This window comes from Micromonospora sp. NBC_00898, from assembly GCF_045207895.1.
In the GTDB taxonomy this organism is placed as follows: Bacteria; Actinomycetota; Actinomycetes; order Mycobacteriales; family Micromonosporaceae; genus Micromonospora.
The window spans coordinates 3,250,586-3,262,669 of the sequence record NZ_CP108775.1 but is presented as its reverse complement, the minus strand read 5'-3'; the positions used below and the strand labels follow the sequence as shown (position 1 = coordinate 3,262,669).

General features: G+C 69.2%; 10 protein-coding genes. 3 read left to right on the top strand and 7 right to left on the bottom strand.

The window, feature by feature from the left end; all coding sequences use genetic code 11:
• The first annotated feature begins 26 nt into the window (after window positions 1-26).
• Window positions 27-1,238: a TIGR02679 family protein gene (locus OG799_RS15945; protein WP_406045815.1), complete on the top strand. Its 1,212-nt coding sequence runs from the start codon at window positions 27-29 to the stop codon at window positions 1,236-1,238.
• A 227-nt stretch (window positions 1,239-1,465) separates the two neighbouring features.
• Here OG799_RS15945 and OG799_RS15940 read toward each other — a convergent pair whose 3' ends face one another.
• From OG799_RS15940 to OG799_RS15920, 5 genes are all read right to left on the bottom strand, one after another.
• On the bottom strand, window positions 1,466-2,119 hold the full coding sequence (locus tag OG799_RS15940; protein WP_406045814.1) for a nucleotidyl transferase AbiEii/AbiGii toxin family protein: 654 nt from the start codon (window positions 2,117-2,119) through the stop codon (window positions 1,466-1,468).
• Window positions 2,120-2,121: 2 nt separating this feature from the next.
• The gene (locus tag OG799_RS15935) at window positions 2,122-2,583 is read right to left on the bottom strand and encodes a hypothetical protein (RefSeq protein WP_406045813.1); all 462 of its coding nucleotides are present in this window, start codon (window positions 2,581-2,583) and stop codon (window positions 2,122-2,124) included.
• Between the two features lie 307 nt (window positions 2,584-2,890).
• On the bottom strand, window positions 2,891-4,198 hold the full coding sequence (locus OG799_RS15930; RefSeq protein ID WP_406045812.1) for a hypothetical protein: 1,308 nt from the start codon (window positions 4,196-4,198) through the stop codon (window positions 2,891-2,893).
• A complete protein-coding gene (locus OG799_RS15925) occupies window positions 4,191-5,339 on the bottom strand; it encodes a hypothetical protein (RefSeq protein ID WP_406045811.1) in 1,149 nt (382 codons plus the stop codon). Before OG799_RS15925 ends, OG799_RS15930 begins: the two co-directional genes overlap by 8 nt.
• 5 nt (window positions 5,340-5,344) lie before the next feature.
• Window positions 5,345-5,656: a hypothetical protein gene (locus OG799_RS15920; RefSeq protein ID WP_406045810.1), complete on the bottom strand. Its 312-nt coding sequence runs from the start codon at window positions 5,654-5,656 to the stop codon at window positions 5,345-5,347.
• Between the two features lie 60 nt (window positions 5,657-5,716).
• Between OG799_RS15920 and OG799_RS15915 the strand changes: the two genes are divergently transcribed.
• Window positions 5,717-8,065, top strand: coding sequence for a TOTE conflict system archaeo-eukaryotic primase domain-containing protein (locus OG799_RS15915; protein WP_406045809.1), 2,349 nt, complete (start codon window positions 5,717-5,719; stop codon window positions 8,063-8,065).
• 1,139 nt (window positions 8,066-9,204) lie between these two features.
• Window positions 9,205-9,738: a hypothetical protein gene (locus tag OG799_RS15910; RefSeq protein ID WP_406045808.1), complete on the top strand. Its 534-nt coding sequence runs from the start codon at window positions 9,205-9,207 to the stop codon at window positions 9,736-9,738.
• Between the two features lie 851 nt (window positions 9,739-10,589).
• Here OG799_RS15910 and OG799_RS15905 read toward each other — a convergent pair.
• Together OG799_RS15905 and OG799_RS15900 are read right to left on the bottom strand one after the other, a co-directional pair.
• Window positions 10,590-10,964 (bottom strand): YciI family protein, encoded by a 375-nt coding sequence (locus OG799_RS15905; protein ID WP_406045807.1) that lies wholly within the window; start codon window positions 10,962-10,964, stop codon window positions 10,590-10,592.
• 172 nt (window positions 10,965-11,136) lie between these two features.
• Window positions 11,137-12,036 (bottom strand): IS3 family transposase, encoded by a 900-nt coding sequence (locus OG799_RS15900; RefSeq protein WP_406045806.1) that lies wholly within the window; start codon window positions 12,034-12,036, stop codon window positions 11,137-11,139.
• Between the last annotated feature and the right edge of the window lie 48 nt (window positions 12,037-12,084).

The following is a 12,084-nucleotide window of genomic DNA, read 5'->3' as shown; positions in this document are numbered from 1 at the left end:
ACCTGGCAACGCCCCACTTGGCGCCGATGTGGCAGGCCGTCCGCGCCCGCTTGGAACGCAACCGTCTGCAGCCGACCGGTACCGTCTCCGTCAACCTCGACCAGGTCGGTGCGGATCGACTCTCCGGGCTGCTCGGACGTACCGTCGCCGCGGGAGCCCGGCGTCGGATCAGTCTGGCCGACCTGGATGCGGCGCTGCGTGGCTCCGACGGTGGCCGAGGCTTGGTCTCCGTGATCGAGATCCTCGACGGTCGCCCGGTCCTCGACCGCGCTGGCGCTCGCGACAGCATCCAGGCGGAATGGGCTGAAGTGTGGCGGCGGCTGGATTCGTCCCTGGCCGAGGCCGGGCTGGCTGATGCGCCGTGGGTCGCGGACTGGATCGACAGTCTGCGTCGCTCGGGCGTTCTCACCCGAGCCGGGACCGATGCCGCCGACCGCGCCCTCTCCCACGCCGTGGCGGGACTCGGGATCCTGCTGAAGGGAGCCGAGGGACCGCAGTCCATCCGCGAGCTCGGCGCTTTGGCCAGTGAGGTTACCGGCACCGCGCACGGCTTCGACGAGACCACGTTGGCCGCTGGCGTGCTGTTGCGAGCCGCGGCCCATGCTCTTGAGCGGCCGGCCCCGGAGACCGCGGCCGACCGCAGGGAGCTGTGGAAAGCGCTGCGGGTTGCTACCGACTCGCTGTCTGGAACAGTTCTTGCTTGGCAGATCCGTCCACCGGGTACGGACGGTTGGTCGCGTATGATGCGAGACCGGGCGGACCTGGGACTCGTGACTCACCTGACACTGCATGAACTCGATGTAGCGGGTTCCGCATCGCTGGCGCCGCAGGGACAGGCCATCTCCGTCTGTGAGAATCCGCAGGTATTGCAGGCTGCGGCCCGTACGCGTTCCGAGATGCCGCTACTGTGCTTGTCTGGCAATCCTGCGATCGTCGGAACCCGACTGATACGAACAATGGTTCACCAGGGCAATACCCTCCGGTACCACGGCGACTTCGACTGGCCTGGGGTTGCCATCGCCGCCCGCGTTATGGGCCTCGGGGCTGAACCGTGGCAGATGTTCGCCGTTGACTACCTGGCAGCCGTTGAAAGGCTCGATGACGATCATGTCCTCGCTCTCACGGGCAATCCGTCGCTGACCCCCTGGGATCCTCGGCTGGGGCCTGTCATGGCGGAGCAGGGCGTGGCAGTCCACGAAGAATTCGTCCTGCCCAACCTCCTGGCTGACCTCCGATGAAACGAAGAACGCCCTGAACACCGATCACCGCAGGGAGAGTGGCAGGTTCATTCGGCTGCCGTCGGTGTCGGGGCCGCCCCTCGCTCAGGAGGTGATGCGACCGCCTACGGCAGCTTGTCGTCGTCATGAGCGGGGCCAGTCGTGCCGCGATTCGCCCTATCGCAGGTGTGCTCGTTCGTCGACGTGGATGTCCGGCTGACCGGTTGGGGGTGTGCTCTCGGCAAGCGCTAGGACAGATTGGCGATGAGTTCTTCCCGCCATTGCGCGAAGCGCTTGCGCATCTCGCTGATATGGGCGGGGCCGGCACCGTAGGCGGCGAAACGGCGGTCCGGGTAGCGCTCCAGCATTCCGAACAGGTCTGCCAGGATGCGCCGGTCGAACCCCGCGTCGGATTGTTCGGCCAGCTCGCACAGCTGCGCCCGGGTGTAGCGGCCGGTCATGAGCGCCGCGTCGATGTCCAGGAAGTCTCGGGGCTCGGCGCGCGTGTACAGGGCGGACATCTTGCCCGCGATGACGTCGTCGGCGTGCAGCACCGGCCCGACGTCCATCATCACCGGCGGCAACGCGCGCCAGTTGGCCGCCAGCTCGACCTTGTACGGATGCTCAGGGTGAGCGGGATCGATGACCGCGAGTCGGGCGAAGGTGTCGAACTGCTGCGTCACCTCGACGGAATACCCGCCGCCCCGGTAGCCGTCGACCACGGCGTCCACTGCTGCGGCGAACTCGCCACGTCGATCCCACGCCGTGAACAGGTCGACGTCCTCGCTCGGGCGGTCCAGGATGCCGTGGACCTGTACGGCGTAGCCGCCGGCCAGCGCGAACCCGTAGCGGGCAGCGACCCGCAGTCCGATCTCCGCCAGGCGGAAGTGAACCTCATCCACTTCTATCCGGCCAGCGTTTGGGGTGGCGTGGTCAGTTCGGGAAAGCGTGCCTGCCACAACGCCCGCAGGCGGGCCGGGAGCCACAAGTTGGGCCACAAGCGGCGCAGCGTCGGGCCGTGCAACCACCGGCACAGGTCCGCGACCGAATTGGCCTGGTTCAGCACGGTCTGGTACATCAGCTGCAGATCGCCGGCGTCGTCCAGGTCGTAGGTACTGTCGCCGGACCAGTCCAGCGACCGGTCGAGTGTCACCACACCGCGAACCGGACCGTGCAGGTCGGACAGGGCGGCGGCGACCACGAAGTGCCGCTGGTCCACGTACCGTGAACCAGGCGGTGCGCCATTGCCGCTGGACATGTCTACCTCCTGATCCAGATCGTACGTCTGAGCGGCGTCGCCGGCTGGCATGACATCGACCTGCCGGCCATAAAATCTCCTGCGATGGGCCTGCGGCCCGATGGTCATCGCTGGAAGGGCGAACACTCGCCTGCCGATCCCGCACTACAGGCGGGGTCACGCGGTGGGTTCGGCTTCGAGCGCGCGGCTTTCGGCGTGGGCGGTCTCGCGAACCTCCCGGCGGCGTTCCCGGGTCAGGTGCAGCTGAACCAGCAGCAGGGGTGCCCAGAGCGGCGAGCAGGCCGAGGACCGCCAGTGCGGGCAACCCGCAGCAGCGCGGGGATGGTCGCGGCGAGGACGGGCTCGGCATGATCGGGCCCCCAGCCGACGCGGTCTGCCCTGCGAGGAAGTGGCTGTTGAGCTGTCGCGGTCTGGTTCATCCTCCTGCCGGGGTGGTGGTGTATCCGAGGGCGCGCAGTGCGCGGCGGAACTGTGTTTCGTGTTCGACGGGGACGGTGAGGTGGCGGTCTCCGACGAGGGTGCACAGGGTGCGCAGTTTCGGGTCGCGGGCGACGAGGGTCGCGAGGGGCGCATCGGCGCATTCGACGAGGCGGACGAGGCCGCGGTCGCTGATCCTCGTCGCCCGGGTGGTCACGTCGTCGACGAGGACGGCGAGCGCTGCTGGCAGGTCGTGCATTGCACGATCCGTCAGGAAGGTGACGAACTGCCCGAGCGGCCGTCCGGTTTCGGCTGCGGCGAGCAGCGTGTCGGCGCGTACGGTCCAGACCCGGTCGCTGGTGTGTTCGGTGTGGGCGTCGAGGACGAGCCGGTCGGCGGCGGTGGGGTCGCCGACGGCGACGATGTCCAGGGTTGGCAGGACCTTCAAGGTCCGCTCCGGCTCCGTGGTGCTGGCGGGTGACTGGTAGTCGCCGGTCACCCCGAGTGCGTAGGCGCCGAGCGGGTTGAGTCGGATGGCGAGCAGGCCGTCGTAGCGGCTGAGGTAGTCGAGGTCGTCGGCACCCCAGTTGCCGTGGTAGTCGGTGCGGGCGCCGACCGGGTCGGTGTACTCGATGTCGATGAGGCCGAGGGTCGCGGCGTACTCGAACAGCACGGCGAGGGTGTACCGGCCTTCGAGGATCGGCCAGTCCGCGAATCCGCTGTAGCCGAGGCTGCCGTACTGGGGGTCGACAAGGTACAGCTTCCACAGCCCACGTTCGCTACGGGCGACGGTCGGGGAGGTCTCCCGGCGGCGGCGCATGGCGGCGAACAGGTCATCGACGGCGATCCACTCGTCGCATCGGCAGGCGGCGAGGGCGGTGGCGACGGCCTTGCGGCGGGTCTTGACCGACGTGAGGACGTTCGCGGCACGCTGGCCCTTGATCCGGTCGATCCGGTTGAACTCGTCGAGCAAGGTGGTGGTGACCCAGGACCGCCAGAGCTGCCGGATCGTCGCGGCGGTCGGTTTACCGAGGGCGGCGCGTCCGCGATCGGTGAGCTGGAGTCGGCCGCCGGCGAGTTCGGCCAGTCCGCCGGCCTGAAGCAGCAGCGGCCACGCGAACGCCGCGATCGGCTCGGCGGGGTAGTAGTCCCCGCCGTCGAGCACCTCGGCGACGGCGGCGACGGTCGCGGCGGCGGGTCGACGGGTCGTTTCGCTGCACCGTAACCGACCGGCTGCCACGAGGTGCAGGACGGCGTGAAGGTTGGCCTCGGCCTGTGCGGCGGTCGACCGGAGGGTGTCAGGCATCGAGTCCTGCCAGGTCGAGGCGTTCCAGCAGGCTGGGCTTACGTGCGTGCACCGCCCGAAGATCGGCCAGCCGTTGCTGGAAGAGTGTGGTGTTGCCGTCGCGTTCGCCGAGGTCGCGCAGGTCGACGAGGAGTTGGACGGCCGTGTCGTAGTCGCGGGGTTTCTTCGTGGCGATGAGTTCGTTGACCCGCTGCCACGCGGCGGGCTGATCGACGGCGAGGGCGTCGAGGTGCCGTTGCCGGGCGGCCGCCGCGGACCGTTCCTGGCGGATCCGGTCCCGCTCACGCTGCTCGGCGACCTGGCGTTCCCGTTCGGCGCGGAGATCCGCGGCGGCGGCGAGCAGCTCCCCAGCGGTGCGTGGGGCCGTCGTGGTGGACGCGGTCGTGGGCTGCGCGTCGCGGTACCGGCGCAGCAGCCGGCTGCGCAGGTGACCGTCGCCGCCGGTGATCAGGTCGGCGAGGATGGCGTCCTTCTCCCGGACCGGGAGTCTGGCGATCCACGAGCGCAGTTGCGCGGGGGGCGGCTCGACGGCAGTCTGCGCCGAACCGGCCGCCGCGGCCGCGAGCAGATCAGGGTCGATGCAGAGGAACTCGGCGACCGCGGTGAGCGAGGCGTCGAGCGTGCCCAGCCCGGCCGGGACCGGCGGCTCGGGCTCCTCGTCGGCGAGTTCCAGCGACTGCGCACAGCGCAGCCAGCCCATGTACAGCAGGCGCCTGTCGCCGGCGGCGAGGCCGGTCCGCACCGGGATGATCGAGGCGAGCAGGCCGTGACCGTCGAGGTCCCACGCGTCGGTGCCGTCCTCGTCCTCCCGGTGGAGACGGACGATGAGGTGCTTACCTGCGGTCCACGCGGAGGCACTGTCACCGACGCAGTAGCGGGCGACGGTGGCGGGGTCGAGCACGTGCTTCGGCAACCGCAGCGTGAGCTGGCGGGTGCCCCAGTTCGCCAGGTACAGGTGCGCGTCGAAGTACCGCTCCATCAGCTTGCGCGGGTCACCCTTGAAGTCGCCCCAGTGGTAGGTGTTGACGAAGCTGGTGGCGGTGATGTCGGCCCGGGTGGACAGCGACCGCAGTTCGGCCTGTTCGCGAGTCGTGAGGGGCCGGTCGACGGCGGTGAACTCGTAGTACTGATACTCGCTCACCGTGGCTACCGCCCCGCCCAGTGCCGGTAGGCGTCGATCCAGTCGGCGCCGTCCGGTGCAGGCGTGGGCAGCGGCAGGTCGAGCAGGTCGATCTTCTGCCGGTGGCGGCCCCGGGTGCAGACCGCGACGATGCTGTCGGCGGTGAGGTCGACTTTCCGCACGGTCACCTCCATGCCGAGGACGGTGGTGGTGAACGGCAGCGCCAGATGCTCTTCGAGCATGGTGAACAGGCCGGTGAGCTGTTCGTCGTCGCCGTAGGCGTCGACGGTGGCCTCTTCGATCATCGCCTCGAGCGCCGCATTCCGCTTCGATGCCATCGGCGCAGGATAGCGGACCCGTGCCGAGGTGTTCGGAGCCCGATACCCGAGGATGGTCCGGTGGGTTCTGTGGACGAGTTCGAGGGTCTTCGCCGCGAGCTGCAGCGGTTACGGGCGGAGAACGCCCGGCTGTCGCGGCTGCTCGACCTGCGTGGTCAGGACACGGCTCCTGCGCCGGAGCAGCTGTCCGCGCCGGTCGCTGCGCCGGGTTTGGTCACGATGGCCTCACCGGTGGCGGACAAGCTGGCGCTGTTCGCCGACCGGTTCCGGGCCCGCGTCGACGTGTATGCCGTGCGGTGGGAGAACACCCGCACCGGCGCTGCCGGGTGGATGCCGGCCGTTGCCGGCGGGTGGCGTAAGGGCATGGACCGGCGCGGCGCTACTTACCTGCCCCGTACGGGGGAGGTCGTCGCCGCTCATCTCGTCGGCGACGTGTTCATGGGGCTGTACCCGCTGCTGCCTGGCAATACCTGCCAGTTCGTGGTGGCGGACTTCGACGGCCCGACGGCGATGCTCGATGCCCTGGCCTACGTCAAGGCGGCGCGGGCCAGTGCTGTGCCGGCGGCATTGGAGATCTCCCAGTCCGGTCGCGGCGCCCACGTGTGGATCTTCTTCGCCAGCGTGGTCCCGGCGGCGGTGGCCCGTGCCGTCGGCACCGGGCTGCTGCACGAGGCGATGGTGCTGCGCGGGTCGATGGACCTGCGGTCGTACGACCGGCTGTTCCCCAACCAGGACGTCCTACCCGAGGGTGACTTCGGCAACCTCATCGCCGCGCCGCCGCAGGGCCGGCGCCGCAAGGACGGGCTAACCACGTTCCTCGATCTAGGCACGCTCGAGCCGTACGCCGACCAGTGGGCGTTCCTGTCGACGCTGGACCGGCTCAGCCCCGGCGACGCGGATCGTATCGCCCGGCAGGCGAAGCTTGCCACCACCGGCGCGGACGTCGCCGCGATGAGCCGGTCCGCCGCGACCCGGGTACATCCCGCGCTGCCCCCGGTGGTGCACGCGGAAGCCGGTGCCGGGCTGAGCCTCGACGCCGCGCAACTCACCCCGGCCGCGATGGCGACGTTCAAGCACGCCGCCGCCATGACCAACCCGAAGTTCTACGAACTGCAACGCCTACGCAAGTCCACCTGGGACACCCCACGATTCATCCGCGGCTACGACCTCACCCTCGACGACCGTCTGGTACTACCGCGCGGCCTGCGCCACACGATCGCCGCGATCGTCGAACACGCCGGATCGAGGCTGGCCGTCACCGACGGACGAAACCCGGGCCGCGAAATCGACACCGCGTTCACCGCCGAACTCACCGACAAGCAGAGCATCGCAGTCGGTGCACTCCTCGCCCACGACGACGGTGTGCTCGTCGCCCCACCCGGATCCGGCAAGACCGTCATGGCCTGCGCCGTGATCGCCGAGCGCGGCACCTCCACCCTGGTGCTCGTCGACCGCAAAGCATTGGCCGACCAGTGGCGGGCCCGCATCGAACAGTTCCTCGGCATCCGGCCCGGCCAACTCGGCGGCGGCCGGCGCAAGCTCACCGGCGCAGTGGACATCGCGCTGTTGCCCTCCCTGGCCAGACGCGACGACATCACCACACTCACCCAGGGGTACGGGCACGTCATCGTCGACGAGTGCCACCACCTCGCGGCCGCGGCGTACGAGCACTCGGTCAAACGGATCGCCGCGCAGTTCTGGCTCGGGCTCACCGCCACGCCCGTCCGGCGTGACGGGCTCGGCCAGCTCGTCACCTGGCAGCTCGGCCCGATCCGGCACACCATGACCGACGAGGAGCAGGGCACCATCGCGGCCGCGATGGCGGTCGATGCCGGACCACAGCGGCTGCTGCACGTCCACGACACCACGTTTCGTGCCGGCGACGTGGACCTGAACGAACCGGGAGCACTCGCCGAGATCCACCGATGCCTGGCCCTCGACCAGACGCGCAACACCCAGATCGCCGACGATGTCACCGCAGCCCTCACGCGCGGGCGCAACTGTCTCGTCCTCACCCGGCGGATCGCCCACGTCGACGCCCTCACCGCGATGCTCGCGGCGCGCGGACACCAGGCGCTCGTACTCCAAGGAGCGATGAGCACTACCGACCGGCGAACCGCCGTCGACCGACTCGGCGAAGCCAAAGCCGGTGATGGCCTCCTCGTCATCGGCACCACACCGTTCATCGGCGAAGGCTTCGACGCCCCAGCGCTCGACACCCTCTTCCTCGCCGGCCCGATCTCTTACGACGGGCTGCTCATCCAGTGCGCCGGGCGCGTGATCCGGACGGCACCAGGCAAGGACGCCGCCGAGGTCCACGACTACCACGACCCGGCCACCCCAATCCTCGCCGCCTCACTCCAACGCCGCATGCCCGGATACCGGGCACTCGGCTTCTCCAAGGCGTGAGCGCACCGGACCCCCTCGACCTCGCCATCACCCTCCGCCGCGCGCCCGTACTGCACGACGTAGGCCCGGGCGCCGACAGGCCGGCCTGCAACCGCCACGCTGTCCGTTACCGCAGCCAAGGCATGTAGTATCAGCGCATGCGCACTCAAAGTGCGCATAGCTGCGGACCGTGGGGGTTCAATCCCCCTCGGACACCAGTCTTCGTGGAGATTCGCGCAAGATCGACCGGTAACGGCGGCGCAGCGGCTCACCACCGGCGGCACCCGTGCTCATGACAAACCTCGGGGGAAGATCCCGCCCGCGCTCACACTGGTGCGGCCCTGGCGGGGACCGCCGTGAGCCGTCGGCGGCCCTCTCCTCGCTGGCACGACGAGCAGCTCGTCGAGGCGCTCGTGCCCACCCCACTGCCGGCCACGCCGCCGCAGCCGGCGCCCCGCGAGGGATGCCCGGCGCATCACTGCCCCTGCCCTCTTCCACGTCCAGTGGCACGACGAGATCTTCCCCGGGGATGGTCAGCTGGCGCTGTTCGACGTGCTGGGGTCAAAGGACAAGCAACTCGCTGGCTACGTCGGCACGCACGCGGAGACCGAACCCACGGCCATCGCTCTCTGGCGTGAATTCATCTCCCGCCATCTGAAATCGACAGTCGAGCCGTCGAGCCGGCCCTAAAACAAGATCGGGTATCCGGATCTGCCGCGCTCCGCGCGGTTGCAGCTAGACGGTTGGGCCCGGCTGGGCCGTTTTCGGGAGCCCGCTCATCATGAGCGGGCTCCCCGGAGCCTGGCCCGGCTCGAACGGTGCTGCCACCCCTGGGTTCAGTGACGCGCGGTACCGGCGCCGCGCGTTGGGCAGGCCGGCCTCCAAGCGTAGTACGTTCGGGTCCAACGCAGGGGTGTCCGCACATGGCCGCGATCCGCGCGGGCGGTGCTCAGCGCCCGGACCGACTAGCAGGTCGGGATGAAACGAAGCTGATTGGCAGGGACACGGCTGGCATGATCATGCGACCCGGACGGCGACCGGCCCGGACGCCGCGGTTACCGAAGGTGATGCCAGTGGGACTCTTCAAACGGCGACCGTCGACTCCCGTCGGGCGGCTCATGGTCGCCGCTGGGCTGCCCACCGCGGGTGGCGAGATCCCGGTGCGGGACGTCGTCATGGACGTGGTGCGACGTAGGAGCGGGCGGGTCACGGCAACCCTTGCCGTCGTCGAGGAGTTGCTGGTTGAGGAGGGCGACGCCTCGCGTATTGCGTTGGAGTTTCTCGAGGATCTTCAGAACGCGGCGTCGCACGGGACGGAGGGACTGTTCACCACGGAGGAGCTGCTGCCGTTGCGCGGACCCCGGACCGTCGAGGGCTGGGAGACGGTGGACCGCTTCTGGGCCGCTGTCGTCGCCTGGTGCGACGAGCGCGGGGTGGAGCTGGAGTCGAGTGAGTCGCTCCGCGTTGTCGAGCATCCGGAACTGCGGTCGATCCTGTGGCCATCGTGCCGGAGCCTCGCTGACGGGCGACGGGTAGGTCTCAGCGAGGTGGTGCTGTACGAGAAGGCGGTTGGCATGCCGATGGCCGCCTTCCGTCGCCACCGAGGACATGACCAGCACCCGGCGGCCGGAACCGGTGCCCCAGCGTGGGGCAGGAAATCGGGGGAGCACGCTGGGAGCAGCCGGGTGCACTGAACGGCGTTGAACTGCATCCAACGGCACCGAACGGCGCCCAACGGCATACGCCCCGACCTGCGGTCTTGCGTTTCCGCAGATCATCAGAGTCAGTGCAGCGTCCTGCTTCACACGGAGTGCTCTGGCCTATCGAGCAGCAGTCGATGGCACTCGATGTCGCCTGCCAGGGGCGTATCCGCAGGTCAAAGCGGTAAGGAGCCGCTGGATGGCTTGGCCTTGCATGTGGGTGCAGATTGGGTGCAGCTTGGCGAAGTGGTCACGGCGTCCGAAGTGGTCACTGGTGCCAGGCGGCTAAGGGCCAGTTGACCTGCGACGATGCGGGGGAGCGGGCTGGCGTGACCTCCCAGAGAACACCGAAGTGGTCAGGGTTCGCTGCTCCCCACCTGGCTGGTGCCGGCTGTCGTCTGGAGCCCGGAGGCACACAGCCAGGAGGGCCTTGCTGTATCGACGTATGGCTATGAGCTCTGCCATGCTCGCGCCGCCATCGGTCCTGAGAGGTGAGACTCGAATCCCACCAGCAACCCTCTGGCTAGGGCTTGCTGCTCGGTGACCTCTTCGGTGGCCCCGAAGGCATCAGACTCAAGCGCGGCATGGTCCGTCGGGTGACGCCCTCATTTGCCGATGAGCGGGCACGCTCGCCGCGATGGGCGTGGCTGTCGCTGCACTGGGCGATCAGTGGTTGCGGGGATCCGGCCAGGTCCGGGGACCGGGCTCCGTCGCACGCCCGATCCCCGGGGTCACCGCCCCGCGCTACAAGTTCAGGTCGATCCGCAGACCCGCGTCGTCAACCGCTGCCAAGCAAGTCTTGCTCTAACGCGGCAGGTCTTCCTCGATCAGACGCCGTCGGGATGTCATCCTCGCCTGTCAGCCTGGCGGAGCATCGCGTCGGTTTCGGGGTCAGGCATGAGCTGCCGGACCTCTTGCGCGCAGCGGCAAGCGACGGCGAACTTGGCAGCCCATGCCAGCGCCTCTTCGCGTGAGGCCACGTCGACGATCGAGAACCCGCCAATGACCTCCTTGGTCTCCGGGTAAGGGCGGTCGGTGACCATCCCGTCCGTGGCGACGACGCTCGCCCTCTGCCTTTGCAGTCCGGCGCCGAACACCCACACGCCGGCGTTCACGGCCTCCTGGACCACCGCGTGCGAGGCCTTGCCCACGTCGGGCATCTCCTCGTCGGGGATGTGGTCCATCGCGCCGTCATTGAACGAGATCAAGTACCGGGTCATCCCATGACTCCCTTGTCCCGGCGGCCTCCTCCGGCCGCCTGTCACCTGTTCTACGAACGACTCGCCCCGTATCCGACGCTATGCCAAAAGATCTTTCCACGGGACTTCCGCCGCTCGGCGCCTGCGGGCGTCATGTCGCCCCCATCTGCCCGCCACGGCCGCCGCGGTTTGATCAGTTCGGTCTTGTACAAGCCGATCGTGGATTCCATGAGCGCGTTGTCGAGGGCGTCACCAACGGTGCCGATGGAGGCGTCGATGCCGGCGGCGACGAGGTGGGCGGTGAACCGGAACGACGTATATTGGGCGACCCGGCGTCGCTGTGGTGGATCAAGCCCCGCGTCACGGTCCGGCCGGCGCGGTCACGGCGCCACAGACCCATGTCGAGGGCGTCGAGGACCAGAGGTGTGCGCTTGTTGGTCGCCGCTGACCAGCCCACGATCGCCCGGGAGTACACGTCGACGACGAACGCGACGTAGACGACGCCGGCGAAGGTGGCCACGTGCGTGAAGTCGGCGACCCAGCAGCGGTTCGGTGTTGCTGCGGTGAAGTCGCGCGCGACGAGGTCACCAGCGCGTTCATGGCCGGGATCGGTGACCGTCGTGCGGATCTTGCGGCCGCGCACGACTCCGCGCAGGCCCGCGTCGCGCATCAGGCGTTCCACGGTGCAGCGGGCCACGTCGACGCCGTCGCGGCGCAGCTGCCGCCATACCTTGCGGGCGCCGTAGACGCCGTAGTTGGCCGCGTGGACCCGGCGGATCTGCTCGCTGAGCCGGGCGTCGGAGACGGCCCGCGCCGACGGCGGCATCGCCTTGGCCTTGTAGTACGTGGAGGCCGCGATCTTCAACCCGTGCCCGGTCAGGGCACGGCAGATCGGCTCGACTCCGTAGAAGGCGCGATGGGGTTCGCCGACGACGACGGCGGAGAACCCGCGCCGGGGGTCGCGCAGCGCCGCGAGAAGCAGGCTGGCCTGCGTCCGGCGTTGCCACGGGAGGGAGCGACTCTGGCCCACGTCGAAGTAGTCCGTGACGCGGGGGTGATCCCCAGGCCAGCACCCGCTGCGCCGTCGCCGCAACCTGCTTCCCGCGCACGCGGGGGTGATCCGTCGTCGGCAACGTGACGG